At 69.3% G+C, this 25,382-nt stretch carries 23 protein-coding genes; 6 read left to right on the forward strand and 17 right to left on the reverse strand.

Translation table 11 applies throughout. The features are described 5' to 3' along the window. Positions 1 to 170: 170 nt before the first annotated feature. The 3 genes from ACIA5C_RS30445 to ACIA5C_RS30455 all read right to left on the reverse strand — a co-directional run bounded on the left by ACIA5C_RS30445 (position 171) and on the right by ACIA5C_RS30455 (position 3,080). Positions 171 to 803: a DJ-1/PfpI family protein gene (locus tag ACIA5C_RS30445; protein ID WP_396060793.1), complete on the reverse strand. Its 633-nt coding sequence runs from the start codon at positions 801 to 803 to the stop codon at positions 171 to 173. Positions 804 to 813: 10 nt separating this feature from the next. Then, the gene (locus ACIA5C_RS30450; protein ID WP_396060795.1) at positions 814 to 1,749 is read right to left on the reverse strand and encodes a GlxA family transcriptional regulator; all 936 of its coding nucleotides are present in this window, start codon (positions 1,747 to 1,749) and stop codon (positions 814 to 816) included. Between the two features lie 116 nt (positions 1,750 to 1,865). Beyond that, a complete protein-coding gene (locus ACIA5C_RS30455; RefSeq protein WP_396060797.1) occupies positions 1,866 to 3,080 on the reverse strand; it encodes an NADP-dependent isocitrate dehydrogenase in 1,215 nt (404 codons plus the stop codon). An 81-nt stretch (positions 3,081 to 3,161) separates the two neighbouring features. Here ACIA5C_RS30455 and ACIA5C_RS30460 point away from each other — a divergent pair, with 81 nt between their 5' ends. Then, positions 3,162 to 3,956, forward strand: coding sequence for an MBL fold metallo-hydrolase (locus ACIA5C_RS30460; RefSeq protein ID WP_396060800.1), 795 nt, complete (start codon positions 3,162 to 3,164; stop codon positions 3,954 to 3,956). 231 nt (positions 3,957 to 4,187) lie between these two features. Here ACIA5C_RS30460 and mdh read toward each other — a convergent pair whose 3' ends face one another. The 4 genes from mdh to purN form a co-directional block, all read right to left on the reverse strand. After that, the gene (gene mdh / locus ACIA5C_RS30465; protein ID WP_396060802.1) at positions 4,188 to 5,138 is read right to left on the reverse strand and encodes a malate dehydrogenase; all 951 of its coding nucleotides are present in this window, start codon (positions 5,136 to 5,138) and stop codon (positions 4,188 to 4,190) included. A gap of 76 nt (positions 5,139 to 5,214) precedes the next feature. Beyond that, positions 5,215 to 5,811, reverse strand: a complete 597-nt coding sequence (locus tag ACIA5C_RS30470; RefSeq protein WP_396060804.1) for a pentapeptide repeat-containing protein — start codon at positions 5,809 to 5,811, stop codon at positions 5,215 to 5,217. A 1-nt stretch (position 5,812) separates the two neighbouring features. Next, complete coding sequence (gene purH / locus ACIA5C_RS30475; RefSeq protein WP_396060806.1) at positions 5,813 to 7,378, reverse strand: bifunctional phosphoribosylaminoimidazolecarboxamide formyltransferase/IMP cyclohydrolase; 1,566 nt, start codon at positions 7,376 to 7,378, stop codon at positions 5,813 to 5,815. Continuing rightward, the gene (purN, locus tag ACIA5C_RS30480; protein ID WP_396060808.1) at positions 7,375 to 7,992 is read right to left on the reverse strand and encodes a phosphoribosylglycinamide formyltransferase; all 618 of its coding nucleotides are present in this window, start codon (positions 7,990 to 7,992) and stop codon (positions 7,375 to 7,377) included. The genes purH and purN overlap by 4 nt, the downstream gene beginning before the upstream one ends. A gap of 44 nt (positions 7,993 to 8,036) precedes the next feature. Here purN and ACIA5C_RS30485 point away from each other — a divergent pair, with 44 nt between their 5' ends. Next, positions 8,037 to 8,375 carry a hypothetical protein gene (locus ACIA5C_RS30485; RefSeq protein ID WP_396060810.1) on the forward strand — a complete coding sequence of 113 codons (339 nt, stop codon included), beginning with the start codon at positions 8,037 to 8,039 and terminating at the stop codon, positions 8,373 to 8,375. Between the two features lie 266 nt (positions 8,376 to 8,641). Here ACIA5C_RS30485 and ACIA5C_RS30490 read toward each other — a convergent pair whose 3' ends face one another. The 4 genes from ACIA5C_RS30490 to ACIA5C_RS30505 form a co-directional block, all read right to left on the reverse strand. Further along, positions 8,642 to 10,150: a DUF6350 family protein gene (locus tag ACIA5C_RS30490; protein ID WP_396060813.1), complete on the reverse strand. Its 1,509-nt coding sequence runs from the start codon at positions 10,148 to 10,150 to the stop codon at positions 8,642 to 8,644. Positions 10,151 to 10,262: 112 nt separating this feature from the next. Then, positions 10,263 to 11,144 (reverse strand): succinate--CoA ligase subunit alpha, encoded by an 882-nt coding sequence (gene sucD / locus ACIA5C_RS30495; RefSeq protein ID WP_396060815.1) that lies wholly within the window; start codon positions 11,142 to 11,144, stop codon positions 10,263 to 10,265. A 4-nt stretch (positions 11,145 to 11,148) separates the two neighbouring features. After that, positions 11,149 to 12,327 carry an ADP-forming succinate--CoA ligase subunit beta gene (sucC, locus tag ACIA5C_RS30500; RefSeq protein ID WP_396060818.1) on the reverse strand — a complete coding sequence of 393 codons (1,179 nt, stop codon included), beginning with the start codon at positions 12,325 to 12,327 and terminating at the stop codon, positions 11,149 to 11,151. 411 nt (positions 12,328 to 12,738) lie between these two features. Beyond that, positions 12,739 to 13,143, reverse strand: a complete 405-nt coding sequence (locus ACIA5C_RS30505; RefSeq protein WP_396060820.1) for a cobalamin B12-binding domain-containing protein — start codon at positions 13,141 to 13,143, stop codon at positions 12,739 to 12,741. 395 nt (positions 13,144 to 13,538) lie between these two features. Between ACIA5C_RS30505 and ACIA5C_RS30510 the strand changes: the two genes are divergently transcribed. Together ACIA5C_RS30510 and ACIA5C_RS30515 are read left to right on the forward strand one after the other, a co-directional pair. Next, positions 13,539 to 14,285 carry a M23 family metallopeptidase gene (locus ACIA5C_RS30510; protein ID WP_396060822.1) on the forward strand — a complete coding sequence of 249 codons (747 nt, stop codon included), beginning with the start codon at positions 13,539 to 13,541 and terminating at the stop codon, positions 14,283 to 14,285. Positions 14,286 to 14,407: 122 nt separating this feature from the next. Next, complete coding sequence (locus ACIA5C_RS30515; protein ID WP_396060824.1) at positions 14,408 to 15,190, forward strand: M23 family metallopeptidase; 783 nt, start codon at positions 14,408 to 14,410, stop codon at positions 15,188 to 15,190. On the opposite strand, the gene pcrA is transcribed toward ACIA5C_RS30515, so the two are convergent. Beyond that, positions 15,187 to 17,553, reverse strand: a complete 2,367-nt coding sequence (gene pcrA / locus ACIA5C_RS30520) for a DNA helicase PcrA (protein WP_396060826.1) — start codon at positions 17,551 to 17,553, stop codon at positions 15,187 to 15,189. The two genes, ACIA5C_RS30515 and pcrA, sit on opposite strands and share 4 nt — an antisense overlap. Positions 17,554 to 17,858: 305 nt before the next feature. On the opposite strand from pcrA, the gene ACIA5C_RS30525 reads away from it, so the two are divergent. Together ACIA5C_RS30525 and ACIA5C_RS30530 are read left to right on the forward strand one after the other, a co-directional pair. After that, on the forward strand, positions 17,859 to 19,142 hold the full coding sequence (locus tag ACIA5C_RS30525; protein ID WP_396060829.1) for a hypothetical protein: 1,284 nt from the start codon (positions 17,859 to 17,861) through the stop codon (positions 19,140 to 19,142). Between the two features lie 223 nt (positions 19,143 to 19,365). Beyond that, a complete protein-coding gene (locus ACIA5C_RS30530; RefSeq protein ID WP_396060832.1) occupies positions 19,366 to 19,662 on the forward strand; it encodes a chorismate mutase in 297 nt (98 codons plus the stop codon). A gap of 5 nt (positions 19,663 to 19,667) precedes the next feature. On the opposite strand, the gene ACIA5C_RS30535 is transcribed toward ACIA5C_RS30530, so the two are convergent. The 5 genes from ACIA5C_RS30535 to ACIA5C_RS30555 all read right to left on the reverse strand — a co-directional run bounded on the left by ACIA5C_RS30535 (position 19,668) and on the right by ACIA5C_RS30555 (position 25,329). Next, positions 19,668 to 20,651, reverse strand: coding sequence for an ABC transporter ATP-binding protein (locus tag ACIA5C_RS30535; RefSeq protein WP_396060834.1), 984 nt, complete (start codon positions 20,649 to 20,651; stop codon positions 19,668 to 19,670). Then, complete coding sequence (locus ACIA5C_RS30540) at positions 20,644 to 21,675, reverse strand: ABC transporter ATP-binding protein (protein ID WP_396060838.1); 1,032 nt, start codon at positions 21,673 to 21,675, stop codon at positions 20,644 to 20,646. The genes ACIA5C_RS30535 and ACIA5C_RS30540 overlap by 8 nt, the downstream gene beginning before the upstream one ends. Before the next feature lie 4 nt (positions 21,676 to 21,679). Then, positions 21,680 to 22,642 (reverse strand): ABC transporter permease, encoded by a 963-nt coding sequence (locus ACIA5C_RS30545; RefSeq protein ID WP_396060841.1) that lies wholly within the window; start codon positions 22,640 to 22,642, stop codon positions 21,680 to 21,682. After that, complete coding sequence (locus ACIA5C_RS30550) at positions 22,635 to 23,561, reverse strand: ABC transporter permease (RefSeq protein WP_396061570.1); 927 nt, start codon at positions 23,559 to 23,561, stop codon at positions 22,635 to 22,637. The genes ACIA5C_RS30545 and ACIA5C_RS30550 overlap by 8 nt, the downstream gene beginning before the upstream one ends. A gap of 133 nt (positions 23,562 to 23,694) precedes the next feature. Next, on the reverse strand, positions 23,695 to 25,329 hold the full coding sequence (locus ACIA5C_RS30555; RefSeq protein WP_396060844.1) for an ABC transporter substrate-binding protein: 1,635 nt from the start codon (positions 25,327 to 25,329) through the stop codon (positions 23,695 to 23,697). Positions 25,330 to 25,382: the final 53 nt, after the last annotated feature.

Here is a 25,382-nt window from a genome sequence, read left to right on the forward strand (position 1 = left end):
TCGGCGCCCACTGGCCGGACCCGACCGTGAGAGGTACCGGATGGCGCCCGGGACAAGGCAGCCGATCCGGCGGGCGACCCCTCACTGTCGTGCCCGTCATCCGTTCTGCATGAGAAACGACGGGTGTAACCGGCGGTTACGGTAATAAACATGCGTTTCGGCACATAGCTTCATGCATCAAGCATCAGATGCCGGTTTCTCCGGAGGTTGTCGACGATCGACGGCGGCGCGGTCCGCGGCGAGCCGGCGTCGAAGGGCGGGTCCGGGTCGTACTCGATGGCCAGCTGCAGACTCTGGGCCACGTCCCGGCCGGCGATGCGGGCGGCCAGGTCGAGGGCCAGGTCGATGCCGGCCGAAACACCAGCGCCGGTGGCGTACCTGCCGTCGACCACGACGCGTTCGGCCACCGGAAGCGCGCCGAAGGACGCCAGCCGGTCATGCGCCAGCCAGTGGGTGGTCGCCCGTCGGCCGGTCAGCAGGCCGGCCGCGGCCAGCACCAGCGAACCCGTGCACACCGAGGTGGTCCAGGTCGTGCCGGCGTCAACCGCCCGCAGCCACTGGCGGATAGGGCCCTCGCCGGTCGGCGCGGCCGGCGAGCCCGGCACCAGGACCAGATCGGGGGCGGGCACCTCGTCCAGCGACGCGTCGGCGACCAGCGAGAGACGGCCGGTGTCGGTGCGGACCGGCCCGGCCTCCACCGCGACGAACGAGAGCGAGGCGCCCGGCAGGCGGCTGAGGATCTCGTACGGGCCGATCGCGTCGAGCGCGGTCACCCGGTCGTAGAGCACGACGGCGATCTGCATGAACAGCCTCCTAGAAACGACGGCGGTATTCCGACGGGGCCACACCGAGCGCCTGCACGAAGGCCCTCCGCATCGCCTCAGTGGTGCCATAGCCGCTGGCTCGGGCCACCTCGGCGACCCCGTCCCCGGTGTCCTCGAGCAGGCGGCGAGCGGTCTCCAGGCGTACCCGATCCACATAGCGACCCGGCGGCACGCCGGTCTCCGCCGCGAAAGCCCGCGTGAAGTGCCTCGGCGAAAGGTTGGCGCGGGCGGCCAGCACCGCCACCGACAGGTCGGTGTTCGGGTGGTCGGCGATCAGCCGCTGCACGTCGCGCAACGCGGTGCGTGCGGCCAGCTGGCCGGACAGCTGGGCGCTGAACTGGCTCTGCCCGCCCGGTCGCCGCAGGAACATAACCAGGTGCCGGGCGATCGTCAGGGCCGCGTCGCGCCCCACGTCGTCCTCGACCAGGGCCAGCGCCAGGTCGATGCCGGCGGTGACTCCGGCCGAGGTGGAGACCCGGCCGTCCCGCACGAAAATCGGCTCGCGCTCGACGGCGACCTCGGGGAAGCGTCGGGCCAGCGCATCGCAGTGCTGCCAGTGCGTGGTGGCGCGCCGGCCGTCGAGCAGGCCGGCCTCGGCGAGCAGGAACGCACCCGAGCAGACCGACATGAGACGCTGCGGCTTCTCCCCGTTCTCGCGCAGCCAGGCGACCAGCTCCGGCGGCGCCGGCCGGGTGCCGGCTCCGCCGGGCACGATCAGGGTGTCCGGCGGGTGGGTCAGCGCCAGGTCCGGGGTAATTTTCAGGCCGCTTGACGTACGCGCGGAAGCGCCCCCGATGCTCCCGGTGGAAATCCGATAGCGGCCCGGATCAAGCCGGCTCGCGCCCGTGAACACCTCGAGCGGACCGGTCACGTCGAGGCTCTGCACGCCGTCGAACAGGACGATCAGCACGTGGTGGGGTGGCATGAACCGATCCTCACCGCGTACGCCTCCCGGCCGCAACGCCGAAGATCCCACCTTTCGCGCCACCCGGAAACGTGTAAAGGCCGCCATCAGGCGGCCTTTACACGTGTGGAAAAACGTCAGGCGAGCTTGCGGGCCAGGTTTTCGTCCAGGGCGTTCATGAACTCGTCGGTCGACAGCCACGGGGCGTCGCGGGAGATCAGGAGCGCGAGGTCCTTCGTCATCTGGCCGCCCTCGACGGTCTCGATGCAGACCTTCTCGAGGGTCTCGGCGAACGCAGTCACCTCGGGGGTGCTGTCGAGCAGGCCGCGGTGCTTGAGGCCGCCGCTCCAGGCGAAGATCGAGGCGATCGGGTTGGTCGAGGTCTTCTCGCCCTTCTGCCACTGCCGGTAGTGCCGGGTGACCGTGCCGTGCGCGGCCTCGGCCTCGACGGTCTTGCCGTCCGGGGTCATCAGCACGCTGGTCATCAGGCCGAGCGAGCCGAAGCCCTGCGCGACGGTGTCGGACTGGACGTCGCCGTCGTAGTTCTTGCAGGCCCAGACGTAGCCGCCTTCCCACTTGAGCGCGGCCGCGACCATGTCGTCGATCAGCCGGTGCTCGTAGGTCAGACCGGCGTCCTTGAACTGGTCGGCGAACTCGGACTCGAAGATCTCGGCGAACAGGTCCTTGAACCGGCCGTCGTACGCCTTGAGGATCGTGTTCTTGGTGGAGAGGTAGACCGGGTAGTTGCGGGCCAGGCCGTACCGGAACGAGGCGCGCGCGAAGTCGCGGATCGACTCGTCGTAGTTGTACATGCCCATGCCGACCCCGCCGGCCGGGAAGTCGGCGACGTGGAACTCGATCGGCTGCGAGCCGTCGTCGGGCGTGAACGTCATCGTGAACTTGCCGGCGCTCGGCGCCACGAAGTCGGTCGCCTTGTACTGGTCACCGTGCGCGTGCCGGCCGATGATGATCGGCTTGGTCCAGCCGGGGACGAGCCGCGGCACGTTCGACATGATGATCGGCTCGCGGAAGACGACGCCGCCGAGGATGTTGCGGATCGTGCCGTTCGGCGAGCGCCACATCTTCTTGAGGCCGAACTCCTGCACCCGGGCCTCGTCGGGGGTGATGGTGGCGCACTTGACGCCGACACCGTGCCGCTTGATGGCGTTGGCCGCGTCGACCGTGACCTGGTCGTCGGTCTCGTCACGGTACTGAATGCCGAGGTCGTAGTACTCGAGGTTGACGTCGAGGTAGGGCAGGATCAGCTGCTCGCGGATCTGCTTCCAGATGATCCGGGTCATCTCGTCGCCGTCGAGCTCCACGACCGGGTTCTCGACCTTGATTTTCGCCATCGGCCGGCGCTCCTCTCCGAAACACACGCTTTAGCAGTACGAGCGTACTGCATAGGGGGTGCGTTCTTAGACTCAGGGGTTATGCCGCTCACGCGCACGATCGGACCGTTCACCGTCACCGCCCTGCTCGACGCGGCCGGCCCCGCCTTCATGAGCCGGGCGGCGGCGTTTCCCGACGCGTCACCCGAGCAGTGGGCGGCGGCCGACGCGCTCGACCCGTCGGCGGTGACCGGCCACGGCGAGTGGTGGCTGTCGTTCCGCAGCTTCGCGGTCCGGGCGGGCGACGGGCCGGTGACGCTGATCGACGCCGGGATCGGGCCGGAGCAATCGCTCGCCGCGAGCTACGCGCCGGTGCCCGGCCGGCTGCCCGCCGAACTGGCGGCGGCCGGCATCGAACCGTCCGAGGTGACCGCGATCGTCCTGACCCATCTGCACGGTGATCACGTGGGCTGGGCCGTGCCGGCCGACTCCCCGTTCACGAACGCACGGGTCATCGTGCAGCAGGCGGACGTCGACCTGTACACGGCTCGGCGGGCCGACACCGGCCAGCACGACCGCCTGATCGCGCCGCTACGGGCGGACGGCCGGTTGCAGGAGATCGAGGGTGGGCTGGTGCTGGCCCCCGGTCTGCGGATCGTGCCGACGCCCGGGCACACGCCCGGTCACCAGTCGGTCTGGGCCTACCAGGGCTCGGAAACCCTGCTGGTCACCGGCGACCTGCTGGTGCACGCCGTCCAGCTGATCGACCCGGATCTGGCCTACGCCAACGACATGGACCCCGCACTGGCCCGCACAACCCGCCGGACGATCCTCGACGAGGTGCACGCCCGAGGCACGACCCTGGCCGTCTCCCACCTGGGCACCGAGTTCCGGTAGTCGTTCGAAGAAGTCGGAGGACGGCATGCCCTGGTGGAACCGGAAGCCCGAGGAGCGGGCGCGGTGGGTGCTCGACCCCTTGGCGGGGGTGGGCCCGCGGCGCTTCGGGATGAACCCGCGGCAGGTGGCGGCCGCGTCGAACGGCGAAACTCCGGCGGCACCCAACGACGGCTGGACACCGCGTACGAGAAAGGTGCCGGACCGCAGCGGCCCGGCACCTTCGTCGAAAACTCAGAGCTCGGCGACGTCCGCCTGCTTGGCGCGGACGGCCTCGGCGGCCTCCTTGAGGCCGGCGATCTCGGTGTCGGTGAGCTTGTCCTCGACGACCCGCTTGATGCCCGAGGCGCCGATCTCGGCCTCCACACCCAGGTAGACCCCGGAGATGCCGTATTCGCCGTCGACCCAGGCGCAGACCGGCATGACCGTGCCGGCGTCCTGGACCACGGCCTTGGCCATGCGGGCCGCGGCGGCCGACGGGGCGTAGTAGGCCGAGCCGGTCTTGAGGAGGGCGACCACCTCGGCGCCACCGTTGCGGGTGCGGACCACCAGCTCCTCGATCTTGTCGGCCGGGAGCAGCTCGGAGAGCGGCTTGCCGTCGACCGTGCAGCGGGACGGGACCGGGACCATGGTGTCGCCGTGCGAGCCGAGGGTGAGCGCCTTGACGCTCTTGACCGGCACCGCGAGGGTCTCGGCGATCGAGTTGGTGAAGCGGGCGGTGTCGAGCACGCCGGCCTGGCCGAACACCCGGTTCTTGGGGAACTGGGTGGCGAGCTGGGCGAGCGCGGTCATCTCATCGACCGGGTTGGAGACGACGATGACGACGGCGTTGGGGGCGTACTTCGCGATGTTCTCCGCCACCTGGCGGACGATCTTGGCGTTGACCTCGAGGAGGTCCATGCGGCTCATGCCCGGCTTGCGGGGCAGGCCGGCGGTGACGACGACGACGTCGGAGCCCTCGATGGCCTCGTAGCCCTCGCCGTTGGGGCCGGTGGTGGCGCCGACGACCTTGGTCTCGAAGCCCTCGATGGGCCGGGACTGGTTGAGGTCGAGGGCGAGGCCGGCCGGCTTGCCGTCGATGATGTCGGTGAGCACGACGGTCTCGAAGACGTCGTACTCGGCCAGGCGCTGCGCGGTCGTCGAACCGTAGAAACCGGCACCGACGACGGTTACCTTCTTGCCCATTAGCTCTCCCACTTCCGTTTTTCCGGACCGTATCAAGCGGTAAGCCCGGGGTTACCGGCCGGTCTGCCCGGGGTGGTCAAGGCGACACTATCGCTCCGTGGGCGACCGCGAAGGCGCCTGCCTGAGCGAGGTCGATGCGGGCGCCGCGCAGGTCGACCTCGCGCAGCGCTATTCCGTCGAGGTCGGCGCCGCGCAGGTCGGCGCCCTCGAGCCGGGTCTCCTTGAGTCGTGCGTAGGCCAGGTCGGCGTCCCGCAGGTCGGCCCGCGTGAGGTCGGCGCCGGTCAGGTCGGCCTCGCGCAGTCGCAGCCCTTTCAGCTTCGCCCCGGTCAGGTTCTGCCCCCGGAGCGCCACGTAGGCCCAGTCGCCGCCCTGCACGGTGAGCGGCCGCAGCCCGCAGTCGAGAAACTGGGTGCCGGTCAGCTTGCAGTCGGCCAGCGTGGTGTCGAAGAACGAGCACTTGCGGAACGTCGAGTGCAGGATCGCGGTGCTGGTCAGGACGGCCGCGTTGAACCGCACCCCACCGAAGGTGCAGTGGCTGAACACGCAGCCGGTCAGCCGCGCCTCCGACCAGTCGACGTCGTGAAAGGCACAATCTTCGTATCGGACATGCCCCACCTCCTCCAGCGCCCAGTCGTCGCCGGAGAAGGTGGAGTTTTGCACTAAGTCCGACATGTCAGTGGTAGAAGTGTCGCGTCCCGGTCAAGTAGACGGTGATCCCGGCTTTCGCCGCCGCTTCGATGACCGCATTGTCGCGAATCGACCCGCCGGGCTGCACGACCGCCTTGACACCGGCTGCGATCAGCACCTCGAGCCCGTCCGGGAACGGGAAGAACGCGTCCGAAGCCGCGACGCTGCCGTTGCTTCGTGACGAGCCCGCCCGGTCGACCGCCAGCTTGGCCGAGTCGACCCGGTTGACCTGGCCCATGCCGACGCCGACCGTGGCGCCGTCGTGGGCGAGCAGGATCGCGTTGCTCTTCACGCTGCGGATCGCCCGCCACGCGAAGGCAAGATCGCGAAGCATCTCGGGCGGGCCCGGCTCGCCGGTCGCCAGCGTCCACCCGGCCGGATCGTCGCCCGGCGCGTCGATGCGGTCGGCCATCTGCACCAGCACACCACCGCCGACCTGCTTGAACTCGGCCGGAGCCGGGTTCCACGGCGGGGCGGTCAGCACGCGCAGGTTTTTCTTCTCCCGCAGCAACTCGAGCGCCTCGTCCGCAAAGGACGGCGCGACGATCACCTCGGTGAAGATCTCACCCAGCTGCTGGGCCAGCTCAAGCGTCACCTCGCGGTTGACCGCGATGACGCCACCGAACGCGGAGACCGGATCGCACGCGTGCGCCTTGCGGTGCGCCTCGGCCACGTCGGCGCCGATCGCGATGCCGCACGGGTTGGCGTGCTTGATGATCGCGACGCACGGCTCGGTGAAGTCGTTGGCGCTGCGCCACGCCGCGTCGGCGTCGACGTAGTTGTTGTAGGACATCTCCTTGCCGTGCAGCTGCTCGGCCTGCGCCAGCCCGGCGGGCGCGTTGGGGTCGAGGTAGAGCGCGGCCTGCTGATGCGGGTTCTCCCCGTAGCGCAGCGTATTTTCGCGGCGCAGCGCGATGCCCGCGAACTCGGGCCACTCCTGCTCACCGACCAGGGTCGTCGTGGTCCAGTTGGCCACCGCGATGTCGTACTCCGCGATGTCGGCAAAGGCCCGGGCGGCCAGGAGCTTCCGTTGCGCCAGCGTGAAACCGCCGGCCTTGACGGCCTCCAGCACGATTTCGTACGCCTCGACGGCCGTGACAACCGCAACCGACGCGTGATTTTTGGCTGCGGCTCGAACCATGGCCGGACCGCCGATGTCGATCTGCTCGACACACTCGTCGACCGTCGCGCCGCTCGCCACGGTCCGGCTGAACGGGTAGAGGTTGCTCACCAGCAGGTCGAACGGCTCGATCTCGAGCTCGCGCAGCTGCTCGGCGTGCGCGTCGAGCCGCAGGTCGGCGAGCAGGCCCGCGTGCACCCGCGGGTGCAGCGTCTTGACCCGGCCGTCGAGCGTCTCGGGGAAGCCGGTGAGCTGCTCGACCTTGGTGACCGGAACACCGGCCGCCTCGATCGTGGACGCGGTCGAGCCGGTGGAGACGATCTCGGCACCGGCGCCGGCGAGCGCCCGGGCCAGCTCGACGAGGCCGGTCTTGTCGTAAACGCTCAGCAGCGCCCGCTTGATCGGGCGCCGGCCCTCGTCAGACGAACTCACGGAATGCGTACCTTCCTGTTCTCGATGGTCCAGCCCTCGCGCACCAGCCGGCCGACGTGCTCGACCAGCTGGGCGCGCTCGGCCACCTTGATCCGCTCGGTCAGCGTCTCTTCCGTGTCGTCGTCGAGCACGGGAACGCTGACCTGCGCGATGATCGGGCCGGTGTCGACACCCGCGTCGACGAAGAAGAGCGTCGCGCCGGCGATCTTGACGCCGTAGGCGAGGGCGTCGCGCGGGCCGTGAATGCCGGGGAAGGCCGGCAGCAGCGCGTTGTGGGTGTTGATGTAGCGATCGCCGAACGCGGCCAGGAAGTGCGCGCCGACCAGCTTGAGGAAGCCCGCCGAGATGACCAGGTCGGGCTGGTATTGCTCGACGTGCGCGGTGAGCGCCCGGTCCCACGCCTCGCGGGTCTCGTAGTCCTTGACCGAATCCACGAAAGTGGGTATGTCGGCAGCCGCCGCATGGTCGAGCCCGGCAATGCCGTCCCGGTCGGCCCCGACCGCCACCACGCGTGCCCCATAAGCGGAATCACTGGTGGCGTTGATGAGAGCCTGTAGATTGCTGCCCGATCCCGAGATCAGGACGACCAGGCGAGCGGGGGCGGGATCGGTCACCCGAGAACCCTATCCCGACCGGTCGCACGAGAAACGAGGTACCTGTGTCCACTCCGCCCACGCCTCCCCCGTACTACGGGCCGCCGACCGGGGGCTACCCGGGCGCCCCGCAGCCACCCCAGAACACGCAGGGCCTGGTCGGCATGATCCTGGGTATCGCCGCGATCCCGCTGATCTGCTGCTGCGGGCTCGGCATCCCGGTCGGCATCGCCGGCGCGATCGTCAGCTGGCTCGGCCTGCAGAAGGCCAACCAGGGCCTGGCGACCAACCGCAGCCAGGCAATGGCCGGCCTGATCTGCGGGGCCGCCGCGACCGGTCTGGGCATCATCAGCTGGATCATCCTGTTGGCGACCGGCCACACGAATTACTACCACTTCTCGTAGTGAGCCCCAGCCCCGCCGGCCGGGCCCGATTCTCTGAGCAGGACCCGGCTCGTCGGGCTGGGTCCTTTCTCTGAGCGGCCCCCGCCTTCGGACCTGATCCGACTCTCTGAGAGGCCGGCTCTTCGGGCTGGATCCCCTTCTCTGAGCGAGGCCCCAGCCTTCCGGTCGGGTCCGACTCTCTGAGCGAGGCCCCGGCCTTCCGGTCGAGTCCGACTCTCTGAGCGAGGCCCGGGCCTTCCGGTCGGGTCCGACTCTTTGGGTGGGGCTCAGCCTTTCGGGCTGGGCCCGAAGATGCGGCCGGCCGCCGCGCCGATCGTCGCCGAGACGGCGACCACCACGGTGGCCACCAGGCCGACCTGCCACGGGTCGGGTCCGACCGTGGCCATCCGCCCGTCGCCCAGCGAGCCGCCGGAGAACAGGCTCATCAGGCCCAGCAGCAACCCGGCCACCGGGCCGGCCAGCAGGCCGCCGCCGAGCACCAGCGGCCACCGCAGCTCGGCCGGCTTCGGCTGATCTTTGCGGTCGCTGAGCACCCGCAGGACCATCAGCCATCCGGCGGTGAGACCGACCACCACCGGGATCGCCAGCAGCGCGATCCCGGCCGCGCCCATCGGGCCGTTCGGCAGGCCGGAGAGCAGCGGAACTGCGGGCAGCGGGCCGGCCGTCACCTCGGTGAGACGTACGACCGAGCCGGTGCCCAGCGCGAAGCCGGGCCCGAGCAGGTAGGCCGCCGCCCAGACCACGCCGTTCGCCCCGTAGGCCAGGCTGACCAGGGTGATGCCGGCCTGCCCGGCCACCCCGGTGCGAAACTCCGAGATCATGTCGGCCGCCGGTCCGCCGCCGACCGCGATCGACAGGCCGGCCACCGCGGCACCCGCCGCCAGCAGCAAAAGCGCGGCCACCATGCCGGTGCGGACGCCGTGCCGCAGCACCTGCGGCGCCCGCCGGGCGAGCACGCTCAGCGCGTCGGTGCCGCGCAGCGCGCCGAACAGCGACCCGGCGGCGCCGAGCAGGAAGAAGTTGATCGCCGCGTGGCCGGACGACACCTCGGTGTGCGGCGCGTCGACGGCCAGCCCGGCGAGCGAGCCGAGCAGCGAATAGCACAGGCCGATCGCGAACCCGACCAGCAGCGCGTCACCGATCTTGCCGGAGTGCCGGGCGCCCATGGCCCGGGTGACGTGCAGGCCGGCCCGGTTGAGCCGCCAGACGATCAGGGTGGTGAGCAGCAGCGGGGCCAGCCCGAGCGCACCGATCGAGGTGCCGACCGGCACCCCGTGGCCGAGCAGCCAGCCGGCCAGTCCGGCGTGCGCGGCGCCGCCCAGCCCGCCCTGGCCCTCGATCGTGCGGGCCAGGCCGATCACCGCGGCAACGGGCAGATAGGACAGCAGGGCGGCCCAGATCGTGGCGAACGCGGCCGCGAGCGGCAGCGGGGCCCGGCGGCGCCGTTCGGCCGGCCGGCGTTGCTCCGGCACCTTGACCGTCTCCCGAGCACCCAGCACCCGATCGTCGACCAGCACCGTGGCATGCCCGTCAGCGGCACGGCCCTCGGGAGCACGGCCCTCGGAAGCACGGCCGTCGGAGGCGTCCGGCAGTTCCGCGGCCGGGATCGCGCCGGTGGGTTCGTCGGCTTCGATCGGCACCGCTTCGGTCGGCCGGTCGACGCCCTCGGACCGCGCCCGGTCGAGAGGCACGGTCTCGCGGGCGGCAACCTGCGCCGCCTCGGCGATCGCGAACGCGTCGTCCGGGTCGTCGGATCGGTCGTGTGGGCTCGGCATCGCGACTACTTTTGCACGCCGGAGGCGTTCGGGCGATCCGGATACGACGACGCGCCGCCATCGGGGTCGATCAGACTCCCGTGGCGGCGCGCCGGCCGATGCAGTACCAAAATCAGCTCATGACCTCGCGCATGAGCCGCGCGGTCTCGCTCGGGGTCTTGCCGACCTTGACGCCGACGGCTTCGAGGGCCACCTTCTTGGCGTCGGCGGTGCCGGCCGAACCCGAGATGATCGCGCCGGCGTGACCCATGGTCTTGCCGGGCGGGGCGGTGAAGCCGGCGATGTAGCCGACCACCGGCTTGGTGACGTTCTCCTTGATGAACTCGGCCGCGCGCTCCTCGGCGTCGCCGCCGATCTCGCCGATCATCACGATCGCGTCGGTCTCCGGGTCGTCCTGGAACGCCTTGAGCGCGTCGATGTGGGTGGTCCCGATGATCGGGTCACCGCCGATGCCGACGCAGGTGGAGAAGCCGATGTCGCGCAGCTCGTACATCATCTGGTAGGTCAGCGTGCCGCTCTTGCTGACCAGGCCGATGCGGCCGGCCGGAGTGATGTCGGCCGGGATGATGCCCGCGTTCGACGAGCCCGGCGAGGCGATGCCCGGGCAGTTCGGGCCGATGATCCGGGTCTTCTGACCGCGGGCGACGTTGAGCGCCCAGAACGCGGCCGAGTCCTGCACCGGCACGCCCTCGGTGATCACGACGGCGAGCGGGATCTCGGCCTCGATCGCCTCGACGACCGCCGACTTGGTGAACGCCGGCGGGACGAAGATGACCGACACGTCGGCCGCGGTCTCCTTCATCGCCTCGGCCACGGTCGCGAAGACCGGGAGCGAGTTGCCGTCGAAGTCCACCGTGGTGCCGGCCTTGCGCGGGTTGACGCCGCCGACCACATTGGTGCCCGCGGCGAGCATCCGGCGGGTGTGCTTGGAGCCCTCCGAGCCGGTGATGCCCTGGACGATGACCTTCGAGTCCTTGGTGAGCCAGATAGCCATTACGTCACTTCCCCGCAGCCGCGAGCTCGGCGGCGCGCTCGGCCGCTCCGTCCATCGTGTCCACCCGCTGGACCAGCGGGTTGTTGGCGCCGTCGAGGATGGCCCGGCCTTCCTCGGCGTTGTTGCCGTCGAGGCGCACCACGAGCGGCTTGGAGACGTCCTCGCCACGCTCGGAGAGCAGCGCCAGCGCCTGGATGATGCCGTTGGCCACGGCGTCGCAGGCGGTGATGCCACCGAAGACGTTCACGAAGACCGACTTGACGGCCGGGTCACCGAGGACGATCTCGAGACCGTTCGCCATCACCTGGGCGCTCGCGCCGCCGCCGATGTCGAGGAAGTTGGCCGGCTTGACGCCGCCGTGCCGCTCACCCGCGTACGCCACCACGTCGAGGGTGGACATCACCAGGCCGGCGCCGTTGCCGATGATGCCGACCTCGCCGTCGAGCTTGACGTAGTTGAGGTTCTTGGCCTTGGCCGCCTGCTCCAGCGGGTCGACCGCGGACTGGTCGACCAGCGCCTCGTGGTCGGGGTGCCGGAACGACGCGTTCTCGTCCAGCGTCACCTTGGCGTCCAGGCACAGCACCCGGCCGTCGCCGACCTTGGCCAGCGGGTTGACCTCGACCAGCGTGGCGTCCTCGGCGACGAACGCGGCCCACAGCTTCACCGCGATGTCGACGACGTGGTCGGCGACGTCGGCCGGGAACTTGGCCGCGGTGACGATCTCACGGGCCTTCGCCTCGTCGACGCCCTTGCTGGCATCGATGGCGATCTTGGCGACCCGGTCAGGGTCGGTCTCGGCGACCGTCTCGATCTCCATGCCGCCGGCGACGCTGGCGATGCACAGGAAGGTGCGGTTCGCGCGGTCGAGCAGGTAGGAGAAGTAGTACTCCTCCTTGATGTCGGCCGTCTCGGCCAGCATCACCTTGTGGACCGTGTGGCCCTTGATGTCCATGCCCAGGATGTCGGTGGCGCGGGCCTCGGCCTCGTCCGCCCCGTCGGCCAGCTTGACGCCGCCGGCCTTGCCCCGGCCGCCCACCTTGACCTGCGCCTTGACGACGACCTTGCCACCCAGGCGCTCGGCGATCGCCCGAGCCTCCTGCGGGGTCTCCGCGACGCCGCCGCCCAGCACGGGCAGCCCGTGCCGTTCGAACAGGTCACGCCCCTGATACTCGAACAGGTCCACGTGTCTCCTTTCGCTCGCGACGCCAAGCGCCGGCAAGCCGCACCGTTGCGTCCCGACCTGTGTGCCCGGCGGTCATTTCTGGCGTCGCCGGCGTGAAGAATGTCCGGCCTTCCCGATTTACGGGACGGCCCTAGTCGCAGACTAGCGACCAGATCGGGCGGCCCGTAGCCGCGGGTGCACGGTGTGCAAGAGGGCACACTCCGGCCCGGTGGGGCCGCCTGAGAAAAACTCCGGTGAAGTCGCGTAACCCGCCCGGGAAGGCGTCGTTGAGAGTGATGTCGGACCGCTGAGCGGACCGGCACGGGACGGCCGATGCCCTGTCGGTCGAGGGGTGGCGGCGGGGCATCGTGCATAGAGAGGCCGGACGTGTGAGGGGTGCGTCCGGCCTCTCCCCTTGTCCGTTTCCCCCGGTCAGGCCACTGACTCAGTCACATTGGCGCGCACCCATTCGATGATGGACGCGGTGGTGGCCCCGGGTGTGAAAATCTTGGCGACGCCGAGCGATTCCAATTCCGCGATGTCATCGACCGGAATGATGCCGCCACCGAATACGACGATGTCACTTGCGTCACGTTCCGCCAACAACTCGATCACTCGCCGGAACAACGTCATGTGCGCGCCGGAGAGAACGGAGAGGCCGACCGCGTCGGCGTCCTCCTGAATAGCGGTCTCGACTATCTGCTCGGGTGTCTGATGCAGGCCGGTGTACACGACCTCCATGCCCGCGTCGCGCAGCGCGCGGGCCACCACCTTGGCCCCGCGGTCGTGCCCGTCCAGGCCGGGTTTCGCCACGACGACCCTGATCCGTGCTTGCATCCTGCTGACCCTCCGACTCCCGGGCACCGTTGCCACCTTAACGAACGGTAACCCGGCGAACCGCCCCGAGGTAAGCGGCTCCGGGAAAGTGAAAATACGTAAGGTGACCGAAACTGTATTCAGAGTAACCTGACTTTATGCTTTCCCAATGATCACGGAGAGTGCCCAACGAAGTCGTTCGGGAAAGGTAACGAATTCGGACATTCTCCCCTCAATACGGACCGGGAACTGTCAGCGAATTGGCTCTGTGACTTGTGGGTCGGCAGCCGTTTGGCTACCGTGGCTCCCGGTCGTCAACCGGTTAAACCCGATCCGGCGGCCAGGACGGAACTCGGATCACCGAAATTTCGACGGTCCGAAACCGCCACGGAATTGCTTCTGACGGAGGGTTGTTCGTGCGCCAGCGCTTGTCGTCTGAGCCCGATCGCTATCGCGGCCGGCGTCGCGTACCCACCCCTCCCCGCAGCCGCTACGCCATCGTCGTCACCTCGGCCTTCGTCGGCGCGGGGGTCGTCGCCCTCGGCGCGGCCTCGCAGATCCCGGACCACAAGGCGGTCAGCCCCGAGGTCCTGAAAAACCTCGAGAGCGCGCACGTCGCCTCGGACGCGATCGCCGACCGCTCGACCGACAACCACGCCGCGTCCCGCAGCGAGGACCGCAGCGCCTCCGTCGACAAGACCAAGCTCAGCACCAACGAGACGGCGGCCGACGTCTGGATGCTCCCGATGGAGGAGTTCACCTTCACCTCCCCATACGGGGTGCGGTGGGGCGTTCTCCACGCCGGCATCGACCTGGCCGACCCGCAGGGCACCGTCTTCAAGTCGGTGCACGCCGGCACGGTGACGCAGTCGGGCTACAACGGCGGCTACGGCTACAGCATCACGATTCGCAACACCGACGGCACCGAGGTCATCTACGCCCACGCCCGCCGCCTCTTCGTCAAGGCCGGCCAGCAGGTCAAGGCCGGCGACGCGATCGGTGAGGTCGGCAACACCGGCGCTTCGTACGGGCCGCACCTGCACCTCGAGATCCACGTGAAGGGCCAGCCGACCGACCCGATCCCGTTCCTGCGGCAGCGGGGCGTCGACATCAAGCTGGGCGTCGAGTCGGTCTACGCGAGCATGGCGGACGCCGCCTCCTGACCGCTGGGCGGTCCCTCACCCTGGTTGCAAATCGGTGAGGCACGACTTTCCTCACTCAGCCTTCCGTACGCGCGGGCCGACAGGCAGATGTCGGTAGTTTCCGCCTGGGAAGGGTCACCTGCGTGCCGTACGGATCTGCCGGCCGTCACCGCCGCCGGCGCAAGCCCCTCGCCTCGCCCGCCACGCTGCTGGGCACCGCCCTGGGCGCTTCCCTGGCGGCCGGCGTAGCCCTGGGCAGCGCGGCCGCGGCAAACGCCTCCCACCATTCGCCCGCCCAGGATGCCCCGAGCGCCTCCGCAGCCCTCAGCTCACCCGCTACCGGCTCCCCCGCGGCCTCCGCCGCGCTGAGCCCGTCCGCGTCGGGCGTGGGCGGCACGGAGCTGCTGGCCGGCAAGGCGCGGCCTGCCGAAATCACCGTCGGGGTCGCCTCGGCGGTCGCTGCCCGGAAGAAAGAACGCCCCCAGCCCGCCGTGACGACCCGTAAGGCACCCCCCGCCTGGGTCGACCCCAACCCGACCGCCGTCGTCACCTCGTGCTTCGGTGAGCGCTGGGGCCGCCTGCACGCGGGCGTCGACCTGGCCGCCCCCGACGGCACCCCGATCGTGGCCGCCGGCGCGGGCGTCGTGGTGCGGGCCGGTGTCGCCGAGGGCTACGGCAACGCCGTGCTGATCGACCACGGCAACGGCTTTCTCACCCACTACGGCCACCTGTCGGCCATCACGGTGTCGGTCGGGCAGCGGGTGGCGGCCGGCGAGCAGATCGGCAACGAGGGCTCGACCGGGCACTCCACCGGCCCGCACCTGCATTTCGAGGTGCACCAGGGCTACTACCAGAACCCGATCGAGCCGACCGCGTGGATGCACCACCACGGCGTCGACATTTCCGGCTGCGTGCCGCTGAGCTAGATCTTCTCGATCGGGGCGTGCCGGAGGATCAGCCACATCACCTGGTCGCCGAAGTCGATCTGGGCGCGGGCGCCCGGGCCGTGGCCTTCGACCGCCTGCACGCGGCCCAGGCCGTACCTCTGGTGGTTGATCCGATCGCCGACCGCGACCTTCGGCGCCTGCGGCAGATCGCTCGCCGTGGCGAGCTTGCTGCCGTCGATGCCGAGCCGGCTCGCCAGCTGTTGGGCCTTGGGCGTGCCGCCGGCGAAGCCGCCGCCGCGTCCCCGGTCGCCGCCTGACCGGCCGCCCACGCCGCCGCCGGTGCCCGACCACGACGTGTAGTTGCCGGCCGTGCGCTCCCAGCGGATCAGCTCGGGTGGCAGTTCGTCGGTGAAGCGCGACGGCGGGTTGTACTGCGGCTGGCCCCAGGCGCCGCGGGTGACCGCGCGGGACAGATAGAGCCGCTGGCGGGCGCGGGTGATGCCCACATAGGCCAGACGACGTTCCTCTTCGAGCTCCGAGTTGTCGCCGAGCGCCCGCATGTGCGGGAAGACCCCGTCTTCGAGTCCGGTCAGGAACACCACCGGGAACTCGAGGCCTTTGGCGGTGTGCAGGGTCATCAGCGTGACCACGCCCTGATTGTCGGGGTCGTCGTCGGGCAGCTGGTCGGCGTCGGCGACCAGCGCGACCTGCTCGAGGAAGCCGGCCAGGGTGGCCGCCTGCGGGCTGTCCTCCTCGGCCTGCGCCTCGACCCGCTCGGTGTATTCGCGGGCGACGCTGACGAGCTCCTGCAGGTTTTCGACCCGGCCCTGGTCCTGCGGGTCGAGGCTCTCCTCGAGCTCGGTGAGCAGGCCACTGCGCTGGAGGACCGCCTCGAGCACCTCTTCGGGCGGCGCGGTCTGGGCCAGCTCACGCAGCTCGTCGAGCATCTGCACGAACTCGGTGATGCTGTTGGCCGACCGGGCGGCGATGCCCGGAGCGTCCTTCGCGTGCCGCAGCGCCTGCCCGAACGAGATGCGGTCGCGTGAGGACAGTGCTTCGATGCACGCCTCGGCCCGGTCGCCGATGCCCCGCTTGGGCGTGTTGAGCACGCGCCGGATGCTGACCGTGTCGTCGTCGTTGACCACCGCGCGCAGGTAGCCGAGTGCGTCGCGTACCTCTTTGCGCTCGTAGAAACGGACGCCGCCGACGACCTTGTAGGGCAGGCCGACCCGGATGAACACCTCTTCGAAGACACGGGACTGCGCGTTGGTGCGGTAGAAGACGGCTACGTCACCGGGGCGGATGTCCTCCCGGTCGTGCAGCCGGTCGATCTCGCGGGCCACCCAGTCGGCCTCGGCGTGCTCGGTGTCGGCGACGTAGCCGACGATCTGCTCGCCCGCGCCCTGGTCGCTCCAGAGCCGCTTGGGCTTGCGCGAGGTGTTGCGGTCGATCACCGCGTTGGCGGCCGACAGGATGGTCTGGGTGGACCGGTAGTTCTGCTCGAGCAGGATCGTGCGGGCGTTGGGGTAGTCGCGCTCGAACTCGAGGATGTTGCGGATGGTCGCCCCGCGGAACGCGTAGATCGACTGGTCGGCGTCGCCCACCACGCACAGCTCACCGGGGTTGTCGACGCCGATCAGCTCCTTGATCAGCTGGTATTGCGCGTGGTTGGTGTCCTGGTATTCATCAACGAGGACGTGCCGGAAGCGGCGACGATAGGCCTCGGCGACGAGCGGGTGCGACTGGAACAGGTGCACGGTCGCCATGATGATGTCGTCGAAGTCGAGGGCGTGGGCCTCACGCAGACGTCGTTGATAGAGCTCGTACGCCTCGGCGACGGCGCGCTCCTGCGGGCCCTTGGCCTTCTCCTTGAACTCCTCGGGCCCGACCAGCTCGTTTTTCAGGTTGGAGACCTGGGCGGCGAGGCCGCGCGGCGTGTAGCGCTTGGGGTCGAGGTCGAGCTCGCGGCCGACCATCTGCATGAGGCGGCGCGAGTCGTCGGCGTCGTAGATCGAGAAGGTGCTTTTGAGCCCGGCGTGATCGTGCTCGGCCCGCAGGATGCGTACGCAGGCCGAGTGGAAGGTCGACACCCACATCAGCCGGGCGCGCGGGCCGACCAGGTGGGCGACCCGCTCCTTCATCTCGCCGGCCGCCTTGTTGGTGAAGGTGATCGCGATGATCTGGCCGGGGTGCACGTCGCGCTCGGCCAGCAGATAGGCGATCCGGTGGGTCAGCACCCGGGTCTTGCCCGAGCCGGCACCGGCCACGATCAGCAGCGGCGAGCCCGCATGGGTGACCGCGTCCCGCTGAGGGCCGTTGAGCCCGACCAGGAGCGACTCGGGATCAAGCCGGTTCTTCGGTGGGCGGGGAGGAGCGTCACCGGGCTCTCGCACGGGAGGCATGGAGAACAGGGTGGCGGCGGGGGGTTCTGAGGAAGCTCGCATCGCGGGAGCAAGTCTAGGCCGACCCCCCGACAAGAAACCGAATCCGCCTCGCCGCTCCCGGCTTGGATCTGCTTCAATCAGCGCCTCTCTCACATGTGTTCAGCGGGGGCCGCACGATGTTCGATTCATCCGGTTCTGACCCGGAGACAGCCGTTTCCGCGGATGCGTCCGATGTCGAGGAGTCCGACAAGTCCGATTGGTCGGCTCCCGCGATCCCCGCGCAACGACGGCCGGACCACGACGTTCTTCTCAGCGCGCCGCCCGTGCCACGCCGCCGCTGGTGGTGGGTCGCCGTGCTCGCGGTCGTCGCGATCGCCGCCGCCGCGGCCGCGATCGTCGTCCTGCCGTTCGGCTCCAAGACCCCCGCGAGCGGCCTCGGTGCCGCGCCCGCCGCGGCCGCCACCCCGACCACCCCGCCCAGTCCCTACGAGCTGGCGGTCAAGGCCCTCGCCGACCAGGCGACCGCCCTCACCCGGCACGACCGCAGCGGCTGGCTGGCCGCCGTCGACCCGAAGCAGCCGGCCCTGCGCAAGCACTTCGCGCAGCTCTACTCGAGTTTCCAGGCGCTGCACGTCACCCAGTTCTCGTACCAGAGCTCGACCGGCGGCAAGTCCGACGGCCCGGTCGAACTCAACAACGAAATGATCTTCTGCCTGAGCCAGAAGGACTGCCCGTCCCTGGTCCCCGGCAGCGACAACGGCCCGTCGCACATCCCCGAGAAGCTGACGCTCAAGGAGTTCAACGGCCGCTGGGTGATCAGCAAGGTCGGCAAGGGCAGCTACCGGACCCAGCTGCAGCCCTACCCCTGGGAGGCGGGCGACATGGTCTACGCCCAGGGGTCCCGGGTCACCGTCGGCGCACCCAAGTCGCTGTCCGGCCAGCTGAAGACCGTGCTCACGATCGCCGACAAGGCCGCACGCACCGACGACCGGTTCGCCGCCATGGTGGGCAATCCGCAGTTGCGCTACCGCGTGTTCCTGGCGACCGACAAGGCCTGGAAGACCTGGTACGGCGGTAACGACGCGAGCTACGCGGTGGCGTACACGATCCCTACCGGCTCGGCCGGCAGCGACGTCGTGCTGCACATGCCGAAGCTGAAGGACGACCGTGCGGAGCTCAAGGTCGTGCTGCAGCACGAGATGGCCCACGTCGCCACGCTGAGCAACCTCACCTCGACCGACGACCCCGACCTGTGGCTGATGGAGGGCGTCGCCGACTACATCGGATGGCTTCCCCAGCACACCCGCCAGGACTGGAACTTCCCGGACGTACGCGACGCGCTGCACGGCAGCAAGCCGCCCCGGTCGATGGTCGAGAGCCCGCTCAAGGACGACGCGTCCGACCGCGCGGTGGCCCGGTTCTACGGCCTCGGCCACTTCGCCGTGGAGTGCCTGGCCACGAAGTACGGCGAGGCCCGGACGATGAACTTCGTGCGGCTCAAGCTGCGCGTCCAGGAAGACATCGACGACGCCTCGCGGATCGCGTTCGGCGCGCCATTCAAGACCGTCGACAAGGGCTGCATGACCTGGATGAAGCAGCACTCCTGACCTGTCCCACGGTTCGGGCGGTTTCCTTGCGAACGCCAGTTTGCCGGGGGCATACTCGGCTCGTGATCCAGCGGGCGCGATTTTATTTCTACGGCACCGGAAACCCGGCCGCCGTGGGACGCGTCTGAACGAGCGACTTCCATCAGGCCCCGGGCTTCCCAGCCCGGGGCCTGATGCTGCCCGGGCCGGGATGACCGGGGCGCAAGCACCCGAGGAGCAGCACATGAGCGCCGACGTCGTGCCCGACACCGAGAACACCGGTGCCGGCGAGGTTCTGGCCGCCCACGAGATCAAGGCCATGCGGGAACGGATCGACGAGATCGATCAGGCCATCATCGACCTCTGGCTGGAGCGGGCCCGCCTCTCGCAGCAGGTCGGCCGCACGCGAATGGCGAGCGGCGGCACCCGCCTGGTGCTCTCCCGCGAACAGGCGATCTTCGAGCGTTTCCGTTCGGCGCTGGGCGCCGACGGCATCCAGGTCGCGCAGATGATCCTCCGCGCCGGCCGCGGCCCGCTCTGATCCCGTCAATAACGCCGGATCACGTTGCGGACCTCGGCGAAGTGACACGCACTGGGATGCGGTGACCGCTGCCGCATCTCCAGCTGCGGCTCGTGCTGCGCGCAGACACTCTGCGCCTTCCAGCACCGGGTGCGAAACCGGCAGCCGGTCGGTGGATCGGCGGGCGACGGCACGTCACCCTCCAGGACGATCTGGTCACGCCGCCCGCGCAGGCGCGGGTCCGGCACCGGTACGGCGGAGAGCAGCGCCTGAGTGTACGGATGGGTCGGCTGCTCGTAGATCGCCTGGTCCGAGCCGAGCTCGACGATCTTCCCGAGGTACATGACGGCGACCCGGTCGGAGATGTGCCGCACGACCGACAGGTCGTGCGCGATGAAGATGTAGGACAGCCCGAACTCGCGCTGCAACTGCCCCAGCAGGTTGATCACCTGGGCCTGGATCGAGACGTCGAGCGCCGATACCGGCTCGTCGCAGACGATGATCTCGGGTTTGAGGGCGAGCGCACGGGCGATGCCGATGCGTTGCCGCTGGCCGCCGGAGAACTGGTGAGGGTAGCGGTTGATGTGGTCGGGGTTGAGCCCGACCACGTCGAGCAGCTCCTGCACGACCCGGGCCCGCTGCGCGCGCGGCACGACGTCCGGGTGGATCTCGTACGGCTCGCCGATGATGTCGCCCACGGTCATCCGCGGGTTGAGCGAGGTGTACGGGTCCTGCAGCACCATCTGAATGTGCCGCCGCGACCGTCGCATGTCGGCACCGCGCAGGGTCGCCATGTCGTGCCCGCGCACCACGATCGAGCCGCCGGTCGGCCGTTCCAGTCCGACCAGCAGCTTGGCCAGCGTCGACTTGCCGCACCCGGATTCGCCGACGATGCCGAGCGTCTCGCCGCGCCGCAGCTGGAGGTCGACGCCGTCCACCGCGCGTACGGCGCCCTTGCGCGAGGGGAAGTGTTTGGCCAGCTCCCGCGTCTCGAGCACGACGTCAGACACCGAGCACCTCCCGGATGAAGTGGCAACGCGCCATGCGGTAGTCGCCGATCCGGTACGCGGGTGGTGGCGGATCCTGCGCGCACACGTCCCGGGCGTACGCGCAACGCGGGTGGAAAGGACACCCGCGCGGGATGTCGGTGAGGGCAGGCGGCAACCCGCCGATGGCGTTGAGCTGGGAACCCTTGCGGTCGAGCCGGGGGATCGACTCGAGCAGCGCCTTCGTGTACGGGTGGGCGGGCCGGCCGTAGATGTCGTAGACCGGCGCCTCCTCGACGATCCGCCCGGCATACATGATCGAGATTCGGTCGGCGACGTCGGCCACCACGCCCATGTCGTGGGTGATCAGCATCAGGCCCATGTTGCGCTCGCGCTGCAGCTCGGCCAGCAGGCTCATGATCTGCGCCTGCACGGTCACGTCGAGCGCGGTGGTGGGTTCGTCGGCGATCAGCAGCTCGGGGTCGAGAGCGAGCGCCATCGCGATCATGACGCGCTGCCGCATGCCGCCCGAGAACTGGTGCGGGTAGTCGTTGATGCGGCTGCGCGCGCCCGGGATGCGGACCTGGTCGAGCAGGCCGATCGCCCGGCGCTTGGCGTCGGTGCGTGACATCCCCCGGTGCTTGCGGAACAGCTCAGCGACCTGGAAACCGACCGAATAGACCGGGTTGAGCGCGGAGAGCGCGTCCTGGAAGATCATCGCGATCCGGTTGGCCCGGACCTTGCGACGCTCCCGCTCGGAAAGCTGCAGCAGGTCGACGCCGCGATAGAGCACCTTGCCGCCGGTCACCACGGCCGGCGGGGTGTCGAGGATGCCCATGATCGCCTGCGCGGTCACCGACTTGCCGCACCCCGACTCGCCGAGCACGGCCAGGGTCTCCCCCGGCCGCACCCAGAAGCTGGCGCCGTTGACCGCCTTGGCCACGCCGTCGCGGGTGCGGAACTCGACGTGCAGGTCGTCGACCTGCAGCAGCGGCGCGTTCGGGTCGACGCCGGGCAGCACGTCCATCTCGGCCTGGATATCGGTCATCGGTTCACCGCAGCTTCGGATCGAAGGCGTCGCGGATGGCGTCGCCGAGCATGATGAAGGCGAGCACGGTCACGCCCAGGAACACCGACGGCCAGACCAGCGGCCCGGGGTGGATGCGGACGTACGCCCCCTCGTCGGAGATCGCCGTGCCCCAGCTGATCGCGTCGCCCTGCAACCCGACCCCGAGGTACGACAGGGTCGCCTCGCTGGCGATGTTGATGCCGAGCAGGATGGTCAGCACCACGATGAACGGCGCCACCGCGTTGGGCAGGATGTGCCGGAACATGATGCGGGCCGGCCCGGCGCCGAGCATGCGCGCGGCCAGGACGTAGTCCTGGCCCTTGGCCGAGATCACCGACGAGCGCATCACCCGGGCCGCCGCGGTCCAGCCGAGCACGCCCAGGGTCACGGTCACCGCGAGCAGGCCGGTCGAGTTCGGGCCCTCCAGGCGGCGGGTCAGCACGATCGCGGCGAGCAGGAACGGGATGCCGAGCACGATGTCGATGAAGCGGGAGAGGATCGCGTCGACCCAGCGGCCGTAGTAGCCGGCGGCGAGACCGAACAGCAGGCCGAGCACGCCCGACATCAGGGTGGCGAAGACGCCGACGACGATCGAGTCGCGGGCGCCGTAGACGGTCCGGGCGTACACGTTGCAACCCTGGAAGTCGTAGCCGAGCAGCGCCTTCTCGTCGGCGCCGTGGTGAGCCCGGCCGAGGATGCACTGGTTCGGGTCGGCGGAGGTGAACAGCGACGGCCAGATCGCCATCAGCAGGACCAGCGCGACGAGCACCCCGGCAAGCCAAAAGATCTTGTTGCGCCGCAGGTCGAACCACGCGTCGGCGGCCAGGCTGCGGGGCCCTCTTGCCGCAGTCCTGGTTTTGGCAGATCGGCCCGGCCGGTCGGTGCGGCGGGGGTCGGTCGCCTGGCCGGATGCCTCGGCGGCGGTGACCAGGTTGATGTCACTCATAGCGGATCCTCGGGTCCAGCACGGCGTAGAGCAGGTCGACGATGAGGTTGAGCACCAGGAACACGATCACCAGGACGCTGACGAAACCGACCACCACCGGCCCGTCCTCGGTGCGCAGGCCGCGCCACAGGTTGAAACCGACCCCGGGGATGTTGAAGACCTTCTCGGTCACGATCGCGCCCGACATCAGCACCCCGACGTCGACCCCGATCAGCGTGATCACCGGGATCAGCGAGTTGCGCAGGACATGAACACCGATGACTCGCGCTCGGGACAAGCCCTTCGCGCGGGCCGTACGCACGTAGTCGGCGCGCAAGTTTTCCGACACCGACGCCCGACTGACCCGGAGTTCGGCCGCCACGACCGTGCTGGCCAGTACGAACGCCGGCAGCAGCAGTTGCATGAAGGTCGCGTTCTTTCCGGCCGTCGGCGCGAACCAGCCGAGCTTGATGCCGAAGATCAGCTGAGCGAGCGGCGCCAGCACCACGATCGGCAGCGACAGCAGCACCAGCGTGAACAGCAGGGTTGCGTTGTCGAAGATGCCGCCCCGCCGCACGCCGGAGACCACGCCCGCCCCGATCGCGATGATCGCCGCGAACACGATCGCCATCACCGCCAGCCGCATGGTCAGCGGCCACGCGTCGGCCAGCATGTCCTTGATGGAACGACCGGTCAGCGACGTACCGAAGTCGCCGGTCAGGAGCCCCTTCGCGTAGTACCAGTACTGCTGCAGGAAGCTGTCGTTCAGGTGGTAGCGCTCGGTCAGCACGAGCCGCTGGGTGGCGGTGACCGGACGATCGCCGACCAGGGCCTGGATCGGGTCGTCAGCGTTGAGGAACACCAGCGCGTAGACCACGAAGGTCGCGCCGAAGAAGGTCAGAACCATCAGCAGCAGGCGCCGCACGACGTAGCGGAACATCTTCGGTGTTGCCTCTTCCGCATCAAGCTCGCCGCGCCTTGTGGGCACGACGGAACACACGAGGGTGGTCAAACATGAAGTGGCGCCACGGTTTCACGTGCCCCGTGGCGCCACCACCGTTCGAGCGGTCAGATTAGTCGGCTACTTCGATGTTGTAGATGTCCACCTTCTGGAACAGGTCGACCGTTACGTTCGTGACCTTCTCGGAGTAGCCGAACACGTTCTCCCCGAAGCGGAGCGGGATCACCGGCATGTCCTCGGCCAGGATGTCCTCGGCCTCCTGCCACTTCTTCACCGCGCCGGCCGGAGTCTTGGCCTCCGAGCCCTCCTTGATCAGGCTGTCGAACGACGAGTTGCTGTAGCCGTAGTAGTTCGACGAGCCGCCGGTCGAGTAGAGCGGCGTGAGGTAGTCCTCCATCAGCGGGTAGTCCATGACCCAGGCCAGCCGGATCAGGCCGACGCTCTCCCCGGCCTCGACCTTCTTGAGCACGTCGGGCAGCTTCGCCTCGGCGTGACCGACGCAGTTGATGCCCAGCGACGCCTTGATCTGGTTGCACATGGCGTCGATCCACGGCTTGTAGCCACCGTCGGTGTTGTACGTCACCGTGATCGTCCGGGGCCCGTTGGCCTGCTGGTAGAGCTGCTTGGCCTTGGTCGGGTTGTACAGGCAGTTCTCGCCGCAGGAGTCGGGGCGGTAACCGTCGACCACCGGGGAGACGAACGACGTCGCCGGCGACTGCGAGCCGAGCGAGAGCTGGTCGGTCATCTCCTGCCGGTTGAGCGCCATCGAGATCGCCCGGCGGACGCGCGGATCTTTGAACTGGGGGTCTTTGAGCGGGAACCCGATGAACTGGAACAGCGAGTTGGGGCTCTTCTGGAAGCGGGTGCCCAGGTCGGCCGAGGCGGCGGAGAGGTTTTCCACCGGGATCTGGGTCTGCACGTCGACGTTGCCGGCGACCAGGTCGGCGTACTCCGCGCCGAGGTCCTGGTAGATGCGCCAGGTGATCGCGTCGACCTTGGGCACCTGGCCCTTGAAGTCGGCCACCTTCTCGACCTGGATCTGCTGGTCGTGCTCCCACTTGCCCTTCATCTTGAAGGGCCCGTTGCCGATCGGCGCGTCCTCGAAGCCCTTGGCGATCACGCCCGGGCTGGAGAACGCGGCCTTGGGCAGCGGGTAGAAGCAGTCGTAGCCCATGACCGCCTCCCAGCCCGCGAACGGCTCGGAGAGAACGACCTTGAACGTCAGGTCGTTGACCTTCTGCAGGCCGCTGAGCTTGGTCGCGGTAGGCGCCTTCGCCTTCTCGGGACCGTCGCCGTCCGGGTCGACCGGCTGCATCGCGGCGTAGCCCTGGATGCGGGCGAAGTAGTAACCCGCAAGCTGGCCGTTGGGCCCGTAGGCACCGTAGTTCCACGCGCTGATGTAGTTGTCGGCCGTGACCGGCTCGCCGTTGCTGAACGTGAAGTCCGGCTTCAGCTTGATCGTCCAGGTCTTGTTGGTCTTGTCCGGCGTGATCGACTCGGCGGCCACCAGCTGGGGCTCGTTCTTCGAGTCGAACTTGACCAGCGGGTAGTAGAGCGAGGCGAGAACCTCGGAGCCGTTGGCCTCGGTCGTGTCGGTGGGGAGAAGGTGCTCCGGCTCACCGACGCCGATAACGACGCTGTTGGGCAGGGCCTCGGTGTCGTCCGACGAACCACTGCTACAGCCGGCGGCCAACAGAGCGATGGCGGCCACGCCGACCGCCATCTTCCACGGGCGTTTCCCGAGCATGGGAAGGTTGCCTCCTCTTGGGGCTCACAGGGGGGTGTGCGAGCAGCTGCCAC

The sequence above is a fragment of the Actinoplanes sp. NPDC051343 genome (assembly GCF_044455125.1).
Lineage (GTDB): Bacteria > Actinomycetota > Actinomycetes > Mycobacteriales > Micromonosporaceae > Actinoplanes.